The sequence below is a fragment of the Enterobacter cloacae complex sp. SHL012 genome (assembly GCF_049237505.1).
Lineage (GTDB): Bacteria > Pseudomonadota > Gammaproteobacteria > Enterobacterales > Enterobacteriaceae > Enterobacter > Enterobacter kobei.
In genome coordinates this window covers 1-20580 of sequence record NZ_JBMKIZ010000005.1, presented here as the reverse complement: position 1 = coordinate 20580, position 20580 = coordinate 1, and the positions used below count along the sequence as shown (strand labels likewise).

Sequence of the window (20580 nt, the reverse complement as noted above, 5' to 3'; positions counted from 1 at the left end):
GGAGTCTGTATCGTGCCGGGTTTGAAGATTTCGATTTTGCAGCAACCTTTAGTGTGGATGGATGGCCCTGCCAACCTGCGCCACTTTGATCGTCAACTGGAAGAGATTACCGGACGAGATGTGATTGTCCTGCCGGAGATGTTCACCACCGGCTTCGCCATGGAAGCAGCTAAGCAATCAATGCCTCAGGATGACGTGGTCGCCTGGATGCATACCAAAGCGCAGCAAACAAACGCGCTGATCGCGGGTAGTGCCGCCCTGCAAACCGAGCGCGGGCCAGTGAACCGTTTTCTGCTGGTTGAGCCGGAAGGGAAAGTGCATTTTTACGATAAACGCCACCTGTTCCGCATGGCGGATGAGCATCATCACTATGAAGCGGGTAACGAGCGCGTGGTATTCGAGTGGCGCGGCTGGCGCATTCTGCCGCTGGTCTGCTACGACCTGCGCTTCCCGGTGTGGTCGCGCAACCGCAACGATTATGACCTGGCGCTGTATGTCGCCAACTGGCCAGCACCGCGCTCGCTGCACTGGCAGTCGCTGCTGGTGGCGCGCGCCATTGAGAACCAGGCGTATGTGGTGGGCTGTAACCGTGTGGGGACGGATGGCAACGGGCATCACTACCGCGGCGACAGCCGGGTGGTAAATCCGCAGGGTGAGATTATTGCGACTGCCGAGCCGCATCAGGCAACGCGAATTGATGCGGAGCTATCGTTGACCGCGCTGAAGGAGTATCGGGAGAAGTTTCCGGCCTGGCAGGATGCGGATCCGTTTAGCATCGGGTAAAAAAAGCCGGGTGGCGGCTACGCCTTACCCGGCCTACAAATGTTGATCGCGCGTTTAACTCACCAACGCCTGCCCGTCTTTGCGGCTCTCCGTCGCAGCCACGTAATGCCCTTCCGGAAGGCGATAAATCACCTGCGCACCGCCGAAGTTATAATCCTGCAGCGGATCTTCCACCACGATCTGGTGTCCGCGTTCGCGCAGCGCGGCGATAGTATTGCGATCGAACGTTGATTCGACGATCACTTCCCTGCCCTGCACCACGCGCCAGCGCGGAGCGTCAATCGCCGCCTGCGGGTTTTGCCCGTGCAGCATAATGCGCAGCGCCATCTGCATGTGTCCTTGCGCCTGCATCGGGCCGCCCATCACGCCGAAGGACATCAACGGCTTGCCGTTGCCGTCCATCGCAAAGCCCGGAATGATGGTGTGGAACGGACGCTTGCTGCCCGCCAGCGCGTTTGGATGATTAGGATCCAGCGAAAAACCACAGCCCCGGTTTTGCAGGCTAATCCCGGTATCTGGCACCACGATCCCTGAACCAAACCCCATATAGTTGGACTGAATAAAGGAGACCATCATCCCGCTGGCATCCGCAGTGCTGATGTAGACCGTACCGCTCTGGGTGGGTGAACCGTAGACAAAATCAGAGGCGCTTTCGTGGTTGATCAGCGCCGCACGCGATTTCAGGTAATGATCGCTCAGCAGCTCTTTGGCCGCGAACGCCATATGATCTTCATCCGCCACGTAGCGGTCGAGATCCGCCAGCGCCAGCTTCATCGCTTCAATGGACAAATGCAGAGACTGCACGGAGTCCGGATGATGCTGCTCGATGCCGCACTGCTCCAGAATACCCAGCGCAATCAGCGTGGCGATCCCCTGGCCGTTTGGCGGCAGCTCCTGCACCGAACCACCCGCGAAGTCGCGTGAAAGCAGGTCTACCCAGTCCACGCGGTGGCTGGCGAGATCTTCAGCCGTCAAATGCGCGCCGTGTTCTTTGGCGAAGGCGGCAATTTTCTGCGCCAGCTCGCCGCGGTAAAACGCGTCGCCGTTGGTTTTCGCTATCAGTTCCAGCGAATTCGCCTGCGCCGGATTACGGAAGATCTCCCCCACTCGCGGCGCGCGGCCTTCCGGCGCGAAGCAGGCGCTGAAGCCAGGCTGATCTTTCAGCTTGTTGTAGCCGCGCTGCCAGAGATGGCCAATCAGCGGCGAAACCGGGAAACCGTTTCGCGCATAGTCAATGGCTGGCTGCGCCAGCGTGGTCAGCGGCAGCGTGCCGAAACGCTCTGCCAGTGCGACCCAGCCGGATACCGCACCGGGCACGGTCACGGCGTCCCAGCCGATTTCGGGTACCGCCGTTTTTCCGGCAAAGAGATCCGCATGCCAGCTGGCCGGTGAGCGCCCCGACGCGTTCAGACCGTGAAGTTTTTCACCGTCCCAGACGATGGCAAAGGCATCACTGCCGATCCCGTTACCGGTCGGCTCGACTACTGTCAGCGCCATCGCGGTGGCGATCGCCGCATCAACGGCATTACCGCCCAGCTGCAGCATTTTCATTCCTGCCTGCGCCGCCAGCGGTTGCGAAGTGGCAACGGCGTTATGGCCCATCATCGGCGGGCGTCGTGATTCGTAACCGGACGTAAAATCAAGCGCTTTAGTCATCATGACTCCTTAGTCGTGGCGCGGATCGAGCGCATCGCGCAGCCCGTCGCCAAGTAAATTGAAGCCCTGCACGGCAAGGAAAATTGCCACGCCGGGGAAAACGGACATCCACGGCGCCTGCTCAAGAAAACCTTTCGCGGTGTTGAGCATTGACCCCCAGGACGGATTGGGCGGCTGCTGCCCCAACCCTAAAAACGACAGGCTGGCTTCGGCGATAATCGCCGAGGCAATCGCCAGCGTGGCCTGTACCAGGATCGGTGACATCACGTTGGGCAGCACGTATTTGATGATGATCCAGCGATCCGGCAGTCCAATCGCCCGCGCGCCGTCGATGTACTCTTCGTTGCGGATGGCGATCACCTGCCCACGCGTCAGACGGGCGAAGATCGGCATCGCGGAAAGGCCAATGGCGATCATCGCGTTGGTCAGGCTTGGGCCTAAAAATGCCCCCAGCGCGATCGCCATGATCAGAAACGGGCAGGCCAGCAGCGCTTCAATGAAGCGCGAGATAACCCCATCCCACATCTTCTGGAAATACCCCGCTACCAGCCCCAGCGGCACGCCGATCGCTACCGCGATAACGACCGACATACAGCCCGCCATCAGCGAGGTTCTCGCCCCCCAGATAATGCGGGATAAAATGTCGCGCCCCAGCTCGTCGGTGCCGAACCAGTACATTGCCGACGGCGCTTTACGCACCGCCAGGAAGTTGGCTTTGACCGGGTCGAACGGGGCAATCCACGGCGCCAGCAGCGCCACCAGCACAAAGAAGCCCACCACCACCGCGCCAATCACCGCACTTTTATTGGCGAGGAATTTCTTTAGCACCCGGTTTTGCGCGCGCGGCTGCGCGGGCACAGCGGTTTGCGTCGTCAGTTCCGCCATGGTTAACCTCGCATTTTCGGGTTGATAAGAACGTAGAGCACGTCAGCCAGCAGGTTGAGCAGCAGGAAGCCGATCGCCACGATCAGCACCACGCCCTGCACCACCGCGTAGTCTCGGTTAAATACCGAATCGACGATCATCTTGCCGAAGCCGGGAATGGTGAAGACCTGCTCGGTCAGCACCGCACCGCCCAGCAGCTCACCAAACAGCAGCGTCGTAAGGGTGATCACCGGCACCAGCGCATTGCGAAACGCGTGCTTTAAGATCACCGCTTTCGGCAGTAATCCTTTCGCGCGCGCGGTGCGGATGTAATCCGCTTTCAGGACCGCAATCATCGATGCTCGGGTATGGCGCATCAGCGTCGCCGCCAGCCCTGTACCGAGAACGGCTGCGGGCAGCAGCAGCGTGCGCAGGTTTTGCACCGGATCCTCACTGAACGGTACATAGCCGGACGCGGGAAGCCACTGCAGCTTCACCGAGAAGACCAGAATCAGCAGGATCCCCAGCCAGAAATGGGGGATCGAGATCCCCGAGATCGCCACAAAGTTCGCCCCGTGATCGATCCAACTGTTTTTGTTCACTGCCGCGAGGATCCCCATGCTAATGCCAAATACCAGCGCGATAATCATCGCCAGCAGCGACAGCTCCAGCGTCACAGGCAGCTTGCTGGCAATAAGCTGCGTCACCGGTTCGTGCGTGCGTAAGGAGACCCCCAGGTCGCCCTGCAATGCGCGCGTTAGCCAGTTGAAATACTGCACAGGAATGGGCGCATCCAGATTGAGCTCAGCACGCAGCTGGGCGATAACCGCCGGATCGCGCTCCTCCCCGGCCATGGCGATCAGCGGGTCGCCGGGCAGCAGTTTTTGCAGGCCAAACACCATCATGCTCACCAGCAGCAGGGTCGGGATGGCCAGCAGCAGACGTTTGCAAATCAGTTCCAGCATGGGTTCTCCTCAGGACGTTTATTTCGCCAGCGTCAAACCCGCCAGACGCACGATGCCGTCCGGGTAAGGCTTAAAGCCCTGCACGCGCTTGTTCAGACCAAAAATGCGCGGCTCGAAGTAGAGGTAGGCAATCGGCATGTCGGTTTGCAGCTGTTTCACCACCTTGTCATACAGCGGCTGGCGTGCGGCCTGGTCGGTGCTCTGGCGCGCCTGAGTCAGCCATTCGTCGACCTGCGCGTTGCTGTAGCGTCCGTCATTCAGAGTGCCTTTGCTATGGACAAAGCCGTAGATGCTGCCGTCCGGGTCCGGGCGGCCCGACCAGCCGGAGAAACTGAGCTGATAATCACCACTCTGCTGACGATCCAGCAGCGTCGCGAATTCGGTCATCTGCAGGTTGAGCGTGAAGCCGGCCTCGGCAACCATTGCCTGCAGAACCTGACCCACCTGCTGCGAGGTCGGGTTGTTCGGCACCAGCAGGTTGACGGTCAGCGGCGTGGTGACGCCTGCCGCTTTGAGCAGCGCTTTGGCTTTATCGACGTCACGGGGCGGAACCGGCAAATTGACGTGATATGGGCTCACCGTGGAAAACGCCTGGTTTGCCGGCGTGTATAGCCCTTCAAAGACCACCTGATTTAGCGCATCACGGTCGATGGCCTGCGAAAATGCCTCGCGTACGCGGGCATCTCTGAACGGATCGTTCGCCGGGACCTTGCCGTTATTGATGTTGAAGGTAATACCCTGGTAACCCAGACCCGTTACCTTCGCCAGCGCCAGCTTGCTGTCGGCTTCAACGGTTTTAACGTCGCTGGCCGCAATGCCTTCGGTCAGGTCGAGATCGCCTGCCCGCAGGTTCGCGAGGCGCACGGAGGCGTCCGGGATCGGCAGATAGATAATTTTGTCGAAGTGGTAGGCGTCTTTATTCCAGTAATTGTCGAAGCGAGTCAGAACAATGCGGTCCTGGGACACGCGGCTGTCAAACTTATAAGGACCGGAACAGACCGGATGGGCGGCAAAGTCAGGCTTTTTCGCCGCGTCGGGTGCCATCATCGCGCCCGCGCGGTCAGTCAGCTGCATCAGCAGCGCGGCGTCAGGGGTTTTCAGGTGCAGCGCAATCTGCATCGGACCGGTGACCTCTACCGATTCCACCGAGGAGATCTCGCTTTTGCGCAGGGAGCCTTTTAGGGTCAACGCACGGTCGAGGTTGTATTTCGCAGCAGCGGCGTCGAATTTCTCGCCGTCATGGAAGGTCACCCCCTCACGGAGATCCATGGTCAGCGTTTTGCCGTCATCGCTCCAGGCCCACGACTTCGCCAGACCTGGCACCACTTTCAGATGCTCGTCGACATCCACCAGCCTGTCGCACAGGGAAGCAAAGACAAAGCGGCCATAGTAGGTGCGCGCCAGATGCGGGTCGAGCATGTCCGGGTCAGCTCCCAGACCAATTCGCAGCACGCTTTCAGAATGGGCGGGCAGCGCCGCGCCAAGCAACATAACACTTCCCAGTACGGTCAAAAGAGAATTACGCATTGTCATTATCATGAGTTCCTTGAAGGAAGGGAGGAGTGAGTGGCCGCGTGTTCAAACAGCGCGCGGCGGCGCAGAAAAGCTGCGGATGGCGGTGCTATCTGAATAACACTGCGATCGCGATTGATGTCCTGCCAGCGGTGACAGGCAACCTGACGTCCACCGTCCAGCACCTGATTAATTGGCTCAACCTGACGGCATTCATCGGTAACATACGGGCAGCGGGTATGGAAACGGCAGCCGGATGGAGGGCTCGCCGGGTTCGGCAGATCCCCCTGCAGCAGCGGTGCGTCGCGTTCAATGCCCGGCTGCATCTGTGGTGCCGAGGCGATCAGTGCCTGGGTATAAGGGTGCAGCGGGGCGTCAAAGATCTCGTCGACGGTCGCAAGTTCAACGATTTGCCCGAGATACATGACCGCCACGCGGTCGCTCATATGGCGAATCACCGCCAGGCCGTGGGCAACGATCACCATCGTCAGCCCGAGCTGGTGCTTCAGGCTTTCCAGCAAATTGACGACCTGCGCCTGGACGGAAACATCCAGCGCAGAGACGGGTTCATCGCCAAGCAACAGTTTTGGTCCCGAGGCCAGCGCGCGCGCAATGCCGATACGCTGGCGCTGGCCGCCGGAAAATTCGTGCGGATAGCGCCCGGCCCAGGCGGCAGGCAGGCCAACGGTTTTGAGGAGTTCGGCGACGCGGTACTGACGATCGGCTTTCTTCATGTTCTGGTGCAGCCACAGCGGCTCACCGACGATCTGCTCCACCGTCATGCGCGGGTTCAGCGAGGCAAACGGATCCTGGAAAATAATTTGCAGCTCACGCCGGAGCTGGTTCAGACGGGTGCCCGAGGCGTCGGTAATCTCCTCACCCTGGTAAAACACGCGCCCTTCACTGGCGGCGAGCAGGCGCAGCAGCAGACGCCCAAGGGTGGATTTGCCGGAGCCAGACTCGCCGACAATTGCCAGCGTTTCACCCGGCATCACGGCAAGCGAAACGCGATCGACCGCCGTAACAAACCGGGCCGGTGAAAAGAGTTTTTTCGGACCAGGGAAGCGCTTGCTGAGGTCACGGGCTTCAAGAATTGGCGTAGTCATGCGGTCTCTCCCAGGGCAATGTGGAGTTCGAGCGGCACGCGGAAGCAGGCGACCTGATGACCCGCGCCGAGCGTGTTGAGCGGCGGTTTTTCATCATGGCAGCGAGACTGCGCAAACGGGCAGCGCGTCGCAAAACGACAGCCTTTCGGCATGGATTCCGGGAGCGGGACCGACCCGGGAATGGTGGAGAGCTGGCCTTTACGTGCGCCCAGCGAAGGGATTGAGCCCATCAGGCCGATGGTGTACGGGTGCTGCGGGTCGGCAAAGATGGCCTCGACGCTCCCCTGCTCCACCACCTGCCCGGCATACATTACCGCCACCTGCTGGGCGACTTCGGCCACCACGCCTAAATCGTGGGTGATCATCAGGACCGCCGTGCCGGTTTCTTCTTTGAGGGTGTTGAGCAAGGTGAGGATTTGCGCCTGGATGGTGACGTCGAGCGCGGTAGTCGGTTCATCGGCAATCAGTAATTTAGGATGGTTGATCAGCGCCATGGCAATCATCACACGCTGGCGCATACCGCCGGAAAGCTGATGCGGGTAAGCCTTGAGGCGCATCTCCGCCGCGGGGATCTGCACCTTCTCCAGGATCTGCAGCGCGACCTTCATCGCCTCTGTGCGGGAAACGCTCTGGTGACGCATGACCGCTTCACTGAGCTGATCGCCTAATGTGAAAGCGGGATTGAGCGAGGTCATTGGCTCCTGGAAAATCATCGCCAGCTCGCTGCCGCGCAAATCGGCATAGTCCCGCGGCGAGAGCTTTCGCAGATCGTGACGGCGAAACTGCATCTCTCCGCTGACAATCTGCGCGCTGGCGGGCAGTAACCCCATCAGCGCCAGTGAGGTGATACTTTTCCCGCAGCCGGACTCTCCCACCAGCGCCAGCGTCTCGCCTGCTTTGACCGTCAGGGAAATGCCGTCCAGTACGCTAACCGGCGAGCCGGAAAATTTAACGTTGAGATTATTCAGCCGAAGTACAGGCGTGGTGTCCTTAAACGGGATCGTCGTCATAGCGTGAAGTCGTCCTCAAGGTGGATCGCCTGAATCAGGGCGGTTTGCAGGCTAAGCAGGTGTTCGCGCATGGCGGCAGCTGCTTCATTAGGCTGGCGATGGATAATCGCAGACATGATCTTGTGATGGTGGTCGTTATAGCTGTCGACACGTTCGGGCGTGCGGGCTAATTCGCGCAGATGCTGCCAGCCCGGTTCGCGCCGCACGGCATCAATCGCGTCAAACAGGCCAAGCATCAGGCGGTTGCCCGCAGCCTCGGCAATAGCGCGGTGAAAGGCGCTATCCCACAGTTCGTTGAGATCGCGGTCATCCGGGCTGACCTTGTCGATGCGTTCCAGCATGCGCTGCATGAGCGCGAGGTTTTCCCTGGTGGCACGCAGTGCCGCAAGCCGGGCTAAGCCGGGTTCGAGCTGTAGACGAGCTTCCATAACTTCCAGCAGGTTGGTTTGCTGAACCAATCCCTGAAGCGCCAGCGGTTCAACAGGGGCAGCGGGACCAATAAAGGTGCCTTTACCCTGTTTACGCCAGATCCGTCCTTCCTCTTCCAGCACATCCAGCGCGCGACGCACTTCGCGTCGTCCGACGCCGAGAGTTTCCGACAGCTCACGTTCTGTGGGCAGCGGAGTGCCTGGTGTTGACTCATGCTGGTTGATAAGCCCGCGCAACTGCTCAAGCGCGGTACTGGAATTGGCCAGAAACCGTGACGGTTTTTCCAAATTGGTTCGCTCGCTATCATCATTATTTTCTTTTTATTAACGATAAGTTATTGATATGGAATGAACCTTATCGTGCTAATGATTAAGCAATAACCGAACCAATTATTTATTGGTTCAAAAACTTTCACGATATCTACTGTAAGCGAATGATTTCATGAAAATTATTTTTACAAAGCGACACAGTCTGATGAAGGCCAAAAAGTGGCTGGGCGAAAGAATGCACAAATACAGTGCAAATAACGCACTAATGCTGAGCAAATGTTAATTAATTGCACCACATAAATTAACATTTTGTTAATGAAAAGAAAGGGGGAATAAAGACACAGGCTGTTGAAACGACGAAGGCCTGAATCATTTCTGATTCAGGCCTTCTGAATAGTGGCGGAACGGACGGGACTCGAACCCGCGACCCCCTGCGTGACAGGCAGGTATTCTAACCGACTGAACTACCGCTCCACTGTTCCCGTTTGGGGAACGAGGCGCATATTACGGTGTGCTTCCGATCTCGTCAACGCTTTTTCTCACGTTTTGAATCGTTTGCTGCAAAAATCGCCCAACCGATGATTTTACAGACATTATGGCGTTTTTTCAGGCGCGCCACATACAGCTGCCACCCTTCTTCTGTACCAGATCGAGACGGGATTCATGGTTAAGTAACTCTTCATCACTGGCTAAAACAACCCGTAAACGACTTGCCTGACGGACCACGCGCTGGATGCCCGCTTCGCCCTGCGCCTGCTGCGACTCATTTTCCATGCTGAATTTCATCGACGTCTGACCGCCGGTCATCGCCAGATAGACATCAGCCAGAATCTGGGCATCGAGAAGTGCCCCGTGCAGCGTTCGCTTGGTGTTGTCTATTTCATAACGTGAACAGAGTGCATCGAGGCTGTTACGCTTGCCGGGAAACATCTTCCTCGCCAGCGCCAGGCTATCGGTCACTTTGCAGAAGGTATTGGTTTTCGGAATATCGCGATGGAGCTTACTAAACTCATAGTCCATAAAGCCGATATCGAACGACGCGTTATGGATGATTAACTCAGCGCCTTTGATGTAGTCGAGAAACTCGTCTGCCACCTCAGCGAAGGTCGGTTTATCCAGCAAGAACTCATCGGCAATACCGTGAACGCCAAACGCTTCTGGATCCACCAGCCGATCGGGTTTGAGGTAGACGTGGAAGTTGTTCCCCGTGAGACGACGGTTCACCACTTCAACGGCACCGATCTCAATAATCTTGTGCCCTTCGTAGTGCGCGCCGATCTGGTTCATACCGGTGGTTTCGGTATCGAGGACAATCTGGCGAGTAATTGCAGTGCTCATAGCGGTCATTTATGTCAGACTTATCGTTTAACTGAACGTTTCAATACAGGAAGTCTACCAGAGATGCGTAAACAGGTAGAAATTTTCACCGATGGATCTTGTCTCGGGAACCCAGGACCCGGCGGCTACGGCGCGATTATGCGCTATCGTCAGCATGAGAAAACTTTTAGCGAAGGGTATTTCCTGACCACCAACAACCGTATGGAGTTGATGGCGGCCATTGTGGCGCTGGAAGCCTTAAAAGAACACTGCGACGTGGTGTTGAGTACGGATAGCCAGTACGTGCGACAGGGTATCACCCAGTGGATCCACAACTGGAAAAAACGCGGCTGGAAAACTGCAGACAAGAAGCCCGTGAAGAACGTCGATCTCTGGAAGCGCCTTGATGCGGCACTGGGCCAGCACGAGATTAAGTGGGAGTGGGTTAAAGGCCACGCCGGCCACCCGGAAAACGAGCGCTGCGATGAACTGGCGCGCGCGGCGGCCTCAAATCCGGCCCATGAGGATACTGGCTACCAGCCTGAATCCTGATCAGGGTTTTCTGTACTGCCGCGTTGCGCCAACGGTCTGGCGGATGGGCGTTTTCGATTTGCTCTGCTTCATGGGGTTAAGCGTCAGAGGGATGGTTCGCTTACGCGCGACGATAAACTGCATGCAGCCTAATGCGGGCAAATGCGTACTCAATAAAACTCCCCCCTGACGTGCCCACGGCAGTACCTGAAAACCGCCATAGTTGAGCACTTCAAAGTTGAGCAGTGACAGCCAGTCGAGCTGGCGCATCATGGTGAACATCCGGCTGTTATAGGGTGGCGTTCGGCGCAATACAGGCACCAGCTTACGTAACCCCATCAGACTCAGCGGATTAAAACCGCTAAGTATCAGCCAGCCGTCATCAATCAGCACGCGATCGGCTTCACGCAGCATACGATGAGGATCGCTGCACCAGGGCAGCGCGTGGGCAAGAAGACACGCATCTACGGATTTTTCCGCAAACGGTAGATGCAATGGGTCAGCCTTCACCTGAACCGGCGATCCGCCGAGAGAGACATTGACCTGATGTGAGATGGCGCAGCTTTCGGTATTGATTTCTGCGCTGAGATTGCCAATCTTAAGCAGGTGAAAGCCATACATTTTCGCGAGCCAGGGCTTCAGCTGTTGCTCAAGCGCCTCGCGATAGTATTCACCCCAGGGCAATTCCGCCCAACGTTCCGGTGCTGCGACAGTCTGAGGTATCCTTGCCGGTTTCATCAAAACACCCGCCACGCTATAAGAGGTAATGTATGAATCTTATCAGTATTCCTGCTTTTCAGGACAATTACATCTGGGTTTTGGTCGATAACGATCGTCGATGCGTCATTGTCGATCCCGGCGAATCCGCCCCTGTGCTTGATGCAATAAAGGAGAACGGCTGGCAGCCAGAAGCCATACTGTTGACGCACCATCATAACGATCACACTGGCGGCGTGCCGGAACTGCGCGCTCATTTTCCGCATCTTGTGGTTTACGGACCGGCTGAGACACAAGATAAGGGAACGACGCAAGTAGTCAATGAGGGCGAAAATATCCACATCCGTGAGTGGGAGTTTTCCGTATTTGCTACGCCAGGTCACACTTTGGGACATCTGTGTTTCTACAGTAAACCTTATCTTTTTTGTGGCGACACCCTCTTCTCAGGCGGTTGCGGAAGACTTTTTGAAGGCACACCAGAACAGATGTATCAGTCTTTACAAAAGATTAGTGCTTTACCCGATGACACACTTATATGTTGTGCCCATGAGTATACATTAGGGAATATGAAGTTTGCGGTGAGCCTCTTACCCGAGGATCGGGCGATTCAGGATTATTATCACAAAGTGAAGGAGTTACGTGCAAAAAACCAAAATACACTACCCGCAATTCTGAAAAATGAGCGCCGAATTAATTTATTTCTGCGAACAGATGATATTGATTTAATTAATAAAATTAACCAAGAAACAAATTTGCAACAACCAGAACAGCGATTTGCATGGTTAAGGTCAAAGAAAGATAACTTCAGATAAATGCGGGTTGCCTTTTCAAAATTTCGCCGTTATCATCGCTCGTCTTTTAAGCAACTATTGACACACACATGAAGGCAAAAGCGATATTACTCGCCTCTGTCCTGCTTGTAGGTTGCCAGTCGCAGAACGGCAGCAACGTACAACAGCACGCACAGAGCCTTTCTGCAGCTGGTCAAGGGGAAGCAGGGAAGTTTACAAGTTCGGCGCGATGGATGGACGATGGGACATCTTTCGCGCAGGAGCAAGACTTGTGGACCTCTATTGGCGACGAGCTAAAGATGGGAATTCCGGAAAACAGCCGGATTCGCGAACAGAAGCAGAAGTATTTAAGAAATAAGAGCTATCTCCACGATGTAACGTTACGGGCAGAGCCGTATATGTACTGGATAGCCGGGCAAGTTAAGAAACGTAACATGCCTATGGAGCTGGTACTCCTACCCATAGTGGAGAGCGCTTTTGACCCACACGCGACGTCTGGCGCCAATGCCGCAGGCATTTGGCAGATCATTCCGAGCACCGGGCGAAACTATGGTCTGAAACAGACCCGCAACTATGATGCGCGTCGGGATGTTGTCGCTTCAACGACAGCCGCTCTCGACATGATGCAACGTCTGAATAAGATGTTTGACGGCGACTGGCTGTTAACGGTCGCAGCGTATAATAGTGGCGAGGGTCGTGTACTGAAGGCAATGAAAGCGAATAAAGCACGGGGTAAATCCACCGATTTTTGGTCGCTCTCACTGCCACAGGAAACGAAGATTTACGTACCGAAGATGCTGGCCTTGAGCGATATTCTCAAGAACAGCAAGCGTTACGGTGTACAACTGCCAACACCAGACGAAAGTCGTGCACTGGCGCGCGTTCGCCTCAGCAACCCTGTGGATATTCAACAGGTTGCTGATATGACGGGTATGTCGGTAAGTAAACTTAAAACCTTTAATGCAGGCGTTAAAGGCTCAACGCTGGGGGCTAGCGGCCCACAGTATGTGATGGTTCCGCAGAAACATGCTGAGCAATTGCGTGAGTCTTTAGCATCGGGTGAGATTGCCGCCGTTCAGTCAACGCTGATCGCCGATGCTTCATCCGTTAACAGCCGCAGCTATAAGGTGCGTTCAGGTGATACGCTTTCTGGCATTGCATCACGTCTTGGCGTGACGGCGAAAGATCTGCAGCAGTGGAATGATCTGCGCAGCTCAGGTCTGAAAGTGGGTCAAACTCTGACGGTAGGCGCAGGTAGCAGCGCACAGCGTCTCGCCAGCAACAGCGATAGCATCACTTATCGCGTACGTAAAGGCGATTCACTGTCCAGTATCGCAAAACGACATGGCGTGAACATCAAAGATGTAATGCGCTGGAACAATGATACTGACAATCTGAAACCAGGCGACCAGTTGACGTTGTTTGTGAAGAACAGCGCTACGCCAGACTCCTGATTACACGATCGAAAGATAAAAAGGCACCGATTCCCCTCGGTGCCTTTTTTGTTTATCCCGCTTTTTGCGCTTCAGCCATGATGGTATCGCTGGTAAACGATCCATCCTCCTGCAATTCAAAGTACGCTTTTACCTCAGCAGAGGCACTCTCCTGATAGAGGCGAATCGCCTGACTTAATGCTTCCGGGGTACGCATACGGGCAATCCACGAAGGGTATTCCAGCGGCAAACGATCTGTTGTTAACATCCGGGTAATCAACCCCGCTTCAGTGATAAGCGATAACCACTCTCCGCTGGAGTAGTTTTGTACGTGGGAAGTATCACGCAGCGCTTCTACTGTCTGCAGCCAGATATCGCGCACCGGATGCCCGGGAGACATCACATCCATAATAATGAAGATCCCGCCCGGCTTCAGGACTCGTTTGACTTCACGTAATGCCTGGCCGACATCATGCCAGTGGTGCGCGGAATAACGGCTAATCACCACCTCAAACGAGGCATCATCAAACGGTAAGGACTCGGCGTACCCCTGGCGCGTATCCACGTTGCTCAGCCCTTTCTCTCTCGCCGCCTCAGCAACAACATCCAGCATCTGACTGGATAAGTCATACGCGGTGACCTTCGCCACCTGCTGCGCAGCCGTAAAGCTGGCATGCCCTGCCCCACAGCCTAAATCCAGCACGTGCGCCTGCGGGAATGCTGCCAGACGTTCGCCGAGACGCAGCAGGTCACGACCTGAAGCATGCACGGCGCTGGTCAGATAGGCATTTGCCTGGGAGCCAAACTGTTTTTCTACGTTGTCATGATGGGAGTGTGTTGTTGTCATCGTACTGTCCTTTGTTGGTTAAAAATAAAAGGGCAGCACCCGCGCAGGCCTGCCCCACGGCAGACCTGACACACCATTATTTATCAGGTTTGCCGGGACTGAATTCGACTAGTAGAGGGTTGTGATCGGAGGCGCGCGTGACCAGAACAGAGGCATCATGCACGCTCAGACCACGATAGAAGACAAAATCGAGAGGTCGACCAAAGGCTTTTTTACGCTGATCGTCACTAAAACGGACTTCACGCAGAGACATTTCACGCGCAAAGCGATACAGCGCATTCATGCGCGGACGACTCCAGGCATTGAAATCACCGGCCATAATGATAGGCCCGCTGTGGTGGGCAATTTGATCGCCAATGGGAAGTAACTGCTTACTGTACACATCCACGCCCAGGCTGAAATTTACCGCGTGGATGTTCACCACCATCAGCATCCGGGTATCCGGCAGCGGATAGACGGTCACCAGCGCCGATTTCGCCAGACGCAGTATAGGCTCGCGCTCACGCAGCGGGCAGCAGTAAACCGGGTGTGCTGAAGAGAGGGTCATCACGCCTGAAGGATGTTGCGGCAGGACAAACGCCGGCACCTGGTCGGCAGCAAGATAGTTCGTTGTGGCAAACCGAACCAGTTCAGGTGTGGTTTGCGCCTCTTGAAGCAGAACCAGATGAGCATCCTTACCAAAATTCTTGAGTACCGATAACCACTCCGCACGCTGCTGCTTAAAGATATTCCAGACCAGTACCCGAATTTTGTCATCGCTGCTTAACGGTGTCCCTGCGGGTAATGCCTGGCTTATGCTCGCAAACGACCCCGGAGGCAAGATCCTCTCCGCGGGCATTCCGGCAACATAACGCATGGCATAGGTATTTTTTCGCACTTTTGGAAACGGCCTCTGTAACATGAACCAGCCCGAAAACGGACTGGTTCTAATGTTATAGGGACTTTAGGTCACACTTTCAACGCAATTTCTGAGAAACCGCTTTCCAGTTTTGTAAGCAAGCACTTACTGATGTTATCCCAGTGCTACGCGAGTAGGTTTATCGAGGCGGCCACTCAGCCCTATCAGCAGGAAAGCGACAAGGACGATCACCGCACCAATCCAGGGTGTCTGGGTTAATCCAAAGTGTTCGACGGTTTGTCCGCCAATAATGGAGCCCAGCGCGATCCCAATATTGAACGCGGCAATGTTCAGTCCGGATGCCACATCCACGGCGTTTGGCGTATAGAGCTCCGCTTTCTGAACAACATAAACCTGAAGCCCGGGCACGTTGCCAAAAGCGAAGACACCCATTACCAGTACCGTGATCAGTGCGGCGTATTGCATGGACGCCGTGAACTGGAATATCAACAGCAGAACCACCAGGGCGGCGAAGATAAATTTCAGCGCCGGAACCGCACCATGTTTATCTGCAAGCTTGCCGCCCCAGATATTGCCAATCGCCACGGAAATACCGTATCCCAGCAAAATCCAGCTCACGGCACTCGGGGAGAAGCCTGCCAGGTCCTGCATCATCGGTGCCAGGAAGGTGAAGGCGGTAAATACGCCTCCATAGCCCAGAGCCGTGACCGCGTAGATGATCAGCAAACGCGGATGGGTAAGCACCTTTAGCTGATCGCTCAGGCTGGCGCTGGCCCGGCCTGGAATAGTCGACGGTACCAGCAGCAGGCTAGCAACAAGGGCAATAACCCCCAATAAGGAGACGGCCAGAAACGTCTCACGCCAGCCGAAGTGCTGTCCGATAAACGTGCCTAGCGGCACACCCGTAACGAGTGCGACGGTCAGTCCACCAAACATGATCGCAATAGCTGAGGCTGCTTTCTCTTTGGGGACCAGGCTGGTTGCAATGGTGGAACCAATTGAGAAGAACACGCCGTGTGCAAGGCCGGTCAACAGACGGGCAATTACCAGGGTGGTGTAGTCCGGTGCCTGCCAGGCCAGAATGTTACCGGCGGTGAACAACACCATCAACGCAACTAACAGCTGCTTACGCGGAAAACGTCCGGTCAGAGCCGTCAGCACAGGCGCACCGACGGCGACGCCCAGGGCGTAGATTGACACCAGCAATCCGGCGGAAGGCAGCGAGATCGCAAGCTGGTTAGCAATGGTGGGAACCAGTCCCACGATAACAAATTCGGTCGTGCCAATTGCAAAGGCACTGATCGTCAGGGCAAGTAGCGCCAGTGGCATAAAATACTCCGTATCATCAGGATTAAGATGACAGGCAGTATGCGCCAGTGCTTAAATAACAAAAATGGTCAAAATATCAATAGAATTTTGCAGGTGGTGCAACAATGAAAGCAACGTCAGAAGAGCTGACAATCTTTGTCGCCGTTGTTGAAAGCGGTAGCTTTAGCCGGGCAGCCGAACAGCTGGGACAGGCTAACTCGGCCATCAGCCGCTCAGTGAAAAAGCTGGAGATGAAGCTTGGGGTGAGCCTGCTCAACCGGACGACGCGGCAACTGAGCCTGACGGAAGAAGGAGAGCGTTATTTCCGCCGCGTGCAGTCGGTGCTGCAGGAGATGGCTGCAGCAGAGACAGAAATTATGGAAAGCCGCAGCACGCCGCGGGGATTGCTGCGCATTGATGCGGCCACGCCGGTAGTACTGCACTTTCTGATGCCGCTGATCAAACCTTTTCGTGAACGCTATCCGGAGATGACGCTTTCTTTGGTCTCATCAGAGACATTTATCAACCTCATCGAGCGTAAAGTGGATGTGGCTATCCGGGCCGGTACACTGACCGATTCAAGCTTGCGCGCCCGCCCGCTTTTTGCCAGCTACCGAAAAATTATCGCGTCGCCGCAGTACATTGCTGAGCACGGTAAACCGGAGACCGTTGAAGAGTTGAAGCAGCATCTTTGTCTGGGCTTTACGGAACCGGTATCACTGAACACCTGGCCTGTCGCCTGTCGTGATGGTCAGCTTCATGAAATTACCAGTGGGTTATCGTCAAACAGTGGAGAAACGCTAAAGCAACTGTGTCTTGAAGGGAACGGCATCGCGTGCCTGTCTGACTATATGATAGATAAGGAGATTGAACGAGGTGAACTGGTGGAACTGATGGCGGATAAACGTTTGCCGGTCGAGATGCCTTTTAGCGCAGTGTATTACAGTGACAGAGCGGTGAGTACGCGGATTCGTGCTTTTATTGACTTCCTGAGTGAACATATAAAGACAGCTCCCGGAGGAGCTGTATGAGGGTTAAGGCGACAGAGGGTTAGTGAAACTTAATCCCAGTCAGGCGCTAAACCTTCCGGGCTGACCAGGCGATCGTTGCACTCCAGTGCTGCGATCGCTTTTTTATCGTCATCATCCAGATGAAGGTCGACCGCTGACAGGTTGCTGGCCAGGTTTACACGTTTGGTTGACGATGGGATCACGGCATAACCTTCGCCCATTGCCCATGCCAGAATGACCTGTGCCGGAGTCGCGTTATGTTTTTCTGCAATACGTATAATCGCCTCATCTTTCAGCGCCTTACCATAAGCCAGCGTCATGTATGACGTGATGTGGATACCGTGCTGCGTTGCCCAGTCCACGACTTTATGGTTTTGCAGATAAGGTGAAAGTTCAATCTGGTTGGTCGCGATATTTTCTGCACCTACTGCGGCAATGGCTTTTTCCATCAGCGGAATGGTGAAGTTTGAAATACCGATTTCACGCGTTAATCCCTGCTTTTTCGCTTCCATCAGCGCCTGCATGAACTCTTCTACAGAAACGGCATCGTTTGGTGATGGCCAGTGGATCAGCGTCAGGTCCACGTAGTCAGTACGCAGCTTTTTCAGACTCTCTTTCAGGCTCGGGATCAGTTTGTCTTTGCTGAGGTTTTCAATCCAGATTTTGGTGGTGATAAATATCTCGTTACGCGGTACGCCACTCTCTTCAATGGCCTGTCCAACGGCAGCTTCATTTTCATAGATCTGTGCCGTATCAATTGCGCGATAGCCTAACTCGAGTGCCGTTTTAACAGATGCGATAACAACGTCGTCTTTCAGGCGGAAAGTGCCCAGACCAAATGCAGGGAGAGTCATAGTATTCCTCAATCATTATGTTCGTAAACTGAGGAGGATTATCGCTGGCGTTGTTATATTGAAAAAGATCGTAAAACGCAGAGGATTTTTGCTCATTTCGCAATAATTAAACAGCAGATAAGAAAAAAGCCCTGAGCGTTAACTCAGGGCTTTCAATAAGTGGCGGAACGGACGGGACTCGAACCCGCGACCCCCTGCGTGACAGGCAGGTATTCTAACCGACTGAACTACCGCTCCACCGAAGACTGCTTGTAACCACCGGATTTATGCACCGGCTTACCACTTACTTTGATGCCTGGCAGTTCCCTACTCTCACATGGGGAGACCCCACACTACCCTCGGCGCTACGGCGTTTCACTTCTGAGTTCGGCATGGGGTCAGGTGGGACCACCGCGCTAAAGCCGCCAGGCAAATTCTGTTATCTGTATCAGGCTGAAAATCGTCTCTCTCACGCCAAAACAGCTTCGGCGTTGTAAGGTTAAGCCTCACGGTTCATTAGTATCGGTTAGCTCAACGCATCGCTGCGCTTACACACCCGACCTATCAACGTCATAGTCTTTAACGTTCCGTCAGGAGACTTAAAGTCTCAGGGAGAACTCATCTCGGGGCAAGTTTCGTGCTTAGATGCTTTCAGCACTTATCTCTTCCGCATTTAGCTACCGGGCAGTGCCATTGGCATGACAACCCGAACACCAGTGATGCGTCCACTCCGGTCCTCTCGTACTAGGAGCAGCCCCCCTCAATTCTCCAGCGCCCACGGCAGATAGGGACCGAACTGTCTCACGACGTTCTAAACCCAGCTCGCGTACCACTTTAAATGGCGAACAGCCATACCCTTGGGACCTACTTCAGCCCCAGGATGTGATGAGCCGACATCGAGGTGCCAAACACCGCCGTCGATATGAACTCTTGGGCGGTATCAGCCTGTTATCCCCGGAGTACCTTTTATCCGTTGAGCGATGGCCCTTCCATTCAGAACCACCGGATCACTATGACCTGCTTTCGCACCTGCTCGAGCCGTCACTCTCGCAGTCAAGCTAGCTTATGCCATTGCACTAACCTCCTGATGTCCGACCAGGATTAGCTAACCTTCGTGCTCCTCCGTTACTCTTTGGGAGGAGACCGCCCCAGTCAAACTACCCACCAGACACTGTCCGCAACCCGGATTACGGGTCTACGTTAGAACACCAGCCATTAAAGGGTGGTATTTCAAGGTCGGCTCCACGCAGACTGGCGTCCACGCTTCAAAGCCTCCCACCTATCCTACACATCAAGGACCAGTGTTCAGTGTCAAGCTATAGTAAAGGTTCACGGGGTCTTTCCGTCTTGCCGCGGGTACACTGCATCTTCACAGCGAGTTCAATTTCACTGAGTCTCGGGTGGAGACAGCCTGGCCATCATTACGCCATTCGTGCAGGTCGGAACTTACCCGACAAGGAATTTCGCTACCTTAGGACCGTTATAGTTACGGCCGCCGTTTACCGGGGCTTCGATCAAGAGCTTCGCGTTACCGCTAACCCCATCAATTAACCTTCCGGCACCGGGCAGGCGTCACACCGTATACGTCCACTTTCGTGTTTGCACAGTGCTGTGTTTTTAATAAACAGTTGCAGCCAGCTGGTATCTTCGACTGATTTCAGCTCCACCCGCAGGGGCTTCACCTACATATCAGCGTGCCTTCTCCCGAAGTTACGGCACCATTTTGCCTAGTTCCTTCACCCGAGTTCTCTCAAGCGCCTTGGTATTCTCTACCTGACCACCTGTGTCGGTTTGGGGTACGATTTCGTGTTACCTGATGCTTAGAGGCTTTTCCTGGAAGCAGGGCATTTGTTACTTCAGCACCGTAGTGCCTCGTCATCACACCTCAGCGTTAAAAAGGTACCGGATTTACCTGGAACCTCCGCCTACATGCTTAAACCGGGACAACCGTCGCCCGGCTAACATAGCCTTCTCCGTCCCCCCTTCGCAGTAACACCAAGTACAGGAATATTAACCTGTTTCCCATCGACTACGCCTTTCGGCCTCGCCTTAGGGGTCGACTCACCCTGCCCCGATTAACGTTGGACAGGAACCCTTGGTCTTCCGGCGAGCGGGCTTTTCACCCGCTTTATCGTTACTTATGTCAGCATTCGCACTTCTGATACCTCCAGCAACCCTCACAGGCCACCTTCAACGGCTTACAGAACGCTCCCCTACCCAACAACGCATAAGCGTCGCTGCCGCAGCTTCGGTGCATGGTTTAGCCCCGTTACATCTTCCGCGCAGGCCGACTCGACCAGTGAGCTATTACGCTTTCTTTAAATGATGGCTGCTTCTAAG

17 protein-coding genes, 2 tRNA genes, 2 rRNA genes and 1 pseudogene are annotated in these 20580 nt (G+C 55.2%); 5 read left to right on the top strand and 17 right to left on the bottom strand.

From position 1 onward, the window contains the following. Positions 1 to 12 precede the first annotated feature (12 nt). Positions 13 to 783, top strand: coding sequence for an amidohydrolase (locus ACOTY9_RS16815; RefSeq protein WP_014882669.1), 771 nt, complete (start codon positions 13 to 15; stop codon positions 781 to 783). 54 nt (positions 784 to 837) lie between these two features. Here the strand turns inward: ACOTY9_RS16815 and ACOTY9_RS16810 are convergent, their stop codons facing one another. The 9 genes from ACOTY9_RS16810 to dnaQ all read right to left on the bottom strand — a co-directional run bounded on the left by ACOTY9_RS16810 (position 838) and on the right by dnaQ (position 9932). Next, a complete protein-coding gene (locus ACOTY9_RS16810; RefSeq protein ID WP_014882668.1) occupies positions 838 to 2439 on the bottom strand; it encodes a gamma-glutamyltransferase family protein in 1602 nt (533 codons plus the stop codon). 9 nt (positions 2440 to 2448) lie between these two features. Next, positions 2449 to 3324 (bottom strand): ABC transporter permease, encoded by an 876-nt coding sequence (locus ACOTY9_RS16805; protein ID WP_348565964.1) that lies wholly within the window; start codon positions 3322 to 3324, stop codon positions 2449 to 2451. Between the two features lie 2 nt (positions 3325 to 3326). Next, the gene (locus ACOTY9_RS16800) at positions 3327 to 4268 is read right to left on the bottom strand and encodes an ABC transporter permease (RefSeq protein ID WP_348565963.1); all 942 of its coding nucleotides are present in this window, start codon (positions 4266 to 4268) and stop codon (positions 3327 to 3329) included. Between the two features lie 18 nt (positions 4269 to 4286). After that, entirely contained in the window at positions 4287 to 5801 is a 1515-nt protein-coding gene (locus tag ACOTY9_RS16795) for an ABC transporter substrate-binding protein (RefSeq protein WP_014882665.1), read from the bottom strand. A 2-nt stretch (positions 5802 to 5803) separates the two neighbouring features. Beyond that, on the bottom strand, positions 5804 to 6886 hold the full coding sequence (locus ACOTY9_RS16790) for an ABC transporter ATP-binding protein (RefSeq protein WP_176260336.1): 1083 nt from the start codon (positions 6884 to 6886) through the stop codon (positions 5804 to 5806). Continuing rightward, positions 6883 to 7896, bottom strand: a complete 1014-nt coding sequence (locus ACOTY9_RS16785; protein ID WP_348565962.1) for an ABC transporter ATP-binding protein — start codon at positions 7894 to 7896, stop codon at positions 6883 to 6885. The genes ACOTY9_RS16790 and ACOTY9_RS16785 overlap by 4 nt, the downstream gene beginning before the upstream one ends. After that, positions 7893 to 8612, bottom strand: coding sequence for a FadR/GntR family transcriptional regulator (locus tag ACOTY9_RS16780; protein WP_014882662.1), 720 nt, complete (start codon positions 8610 to 8612; stop codon positions 7893 to 7895). Before ACOTY9_RS16780 ends, ACOTY9_RS16785 begins: the two co-directional genes overlap by 4 nt. Positions 8613 to 8991: 379 nt before the next feature. Next, positions 8992 to 9068 (bottom strand) — tRNA-Asp (locus ACOTY9_RS16775). 132 nt (positions 9069 to 9200) lie between these two features. Next, positions 9201 to 9932 (bottom strand): DNA polymerase III subunit epsilon, encoded by a 732-nt coding sequence (dnaQ, locus tag ACOTY9_RS16770; RefSeq protein ID WP_032629739.1) that lies wholly within the window; start codon positions 9930 to 9932, stop codon positions 9201 to 9203. Between dnaQ and rnhA the strand changes: the two are divergent. Further along, positions 9886 to 10463, top strand: a pseudogene (rnhA, locus tag ACOTY9_RS16765) (ribonuclease HI). The gene dnaQ and the pseudogene rnhA overlap by 47 nt on opposite strands. Here the strand turns inward: rnhA and ACOTY9_RS16760 are convergent. Beyond that, on the bottom strand, positions 10464 to 11180 hold the full coding sequence (locus tag ACOTY9_RS16760) for a class I SAM-dependent methyltransferase (protein WP_014882659.1): 717 nt from the start codon (positions 11178 to 11180) through the stop codon (positions 10464 to 10466). A 32-nt stretch (positions 11181 to 11212) separates the two neighbouring features. Between ACOTY9_RS16760 and gloB the strand changes: the two genes are divergently transcribed. Further along, entirely contained in the window at positions 11213 to 11971 is a 759-nt protein-coding gene (gloB, locus tag ACOTY9_RS16755; RefSeq protein WP_045281945.1) for a hydroxyacylglutathione hydrolase, read from the top strand. Between the two features lie 68 nt (positions 11972 to 12039). Next, positions 12040 to 13404 carry a murein transglycosylase D gene (gene mltD, locus ACOTY9_RS16750; RefSeq protein WP_045134675.1) on the top strand — a complete coding sequence of 455 codons (1365 nt, stop codon included), beginning with the start codon at positions 12040 to 12042 and terminating at the stop codon, positions 13402 to 13404. Positions 13405 to 13456: 52 nt separating this feature from the next. Here the strand turns inward: mltD and ACOTY9_RS16745 are convergent, their stop codons facing one another. The 3 genes from ACOTY9_RS16745 to ACOTY9_RS16735 all read right to left on the bottom strand — a co-directional run bounded on the left by ACOTY9_RS16745 (position 13457) and on the right by ACOTY9_RS16735 (position 16418). Then, on the bottom strand, positions 13457 to 14230 hold the full coding sequence (locus ACOTY9_RS16745; RefSeq protein WP_117582218.1) for a class I SAM-dependent methyltransferase: 774 nt from the start codon (positions 14228 to 14230) through the stop codon (positions 13457 to 13459). A gap of 76 nt (positions 14231 to 14306) precedes the next feature. Further along, positions 14307 to 15107, bottom strand: coding sequence for an endonuclease/exonuclease/phosphatase family protein (locus ACOTY9_RS16740; protein WP_014882655.1), 801 nt, complete (start codon positions 15105 to 15107; stop codon positions 14307 to 14309). Positions 15108 to 15242: 135 nt separating this feature from the next. Beyond that, positions 15243 to 16418 carry an MFS transporter gene (locus tag ACOTY9_RS16735; RefSeq protein WP_023332149.1) on the bottom strand — a complete coding sequence of 392 codons (1176 nt, stop codon included), beginning with the start codon at positions 16416 to 16418 and terminating at the stop codon, positions 15243 to 15245. A 104-nt stretch (positions 16419 to 16522) separates the two neighbouring features. On the opposite strand from ACOTY9_RS16735, the gene yafC reads away from it, so the two are divergent. Next, the gene (gene yafC / locus ACOTY9_RS16730) at positions 16523 to 17428 is read left to right on the top strand and encodes a DNA-binding transcriptional regulator YafC (RefSeq protein ID WP_045281943.1); all 906 of its coding nucleotides are present in this window, start codon (positions 16523 to 16525) and stop codon (positions 17426 to 17428) included. Positions 17429 to 17457: 29 nt separating this feature from the next. Here yafC and dkgB read toward each other — a convergent pair whose 3' ends face one another. The 4 genes from dkgB to ACOTY9_RS16710 form a co-directional block, all read right to left on the bottom strand. Then, the gene (dkgB, locus tag ACOTY9_RS16725; RefSeq protein ID WP_063861271.1) at positions 17458 to 18261 is read right to left on the bottom strand and encodes a 2,5-didehydrogluconate reductase DkgB; all 804 of its coding nucleotides are present in this window, start codon (positions 18259 to 18261) and stop codon (positions 17458 to 17460) included. A 160-nt stretch (positions 18262 to 18421) separates the two neighbouring features. Then, positions 18422 to 18498 (bottom strand) — tRNA-Asp (locus tag ACOTY9_RS16720). Positions 18499 to 18554: 56 nt separating this feature from the next. After that, positions 18555 to 18670: ribosomal RNA gene (rrf, locus tag ACOTY9_RS16715) — 5S ribosomal RNA — on the bottom strand. 65 nt (positions 18671 to 18735) lie between these two features. After that, positions 18736 to 20580, bottom strand: a 23S ribosomal RNA gene (locus ACOTY9_RS16710); the annotation flags it as partial.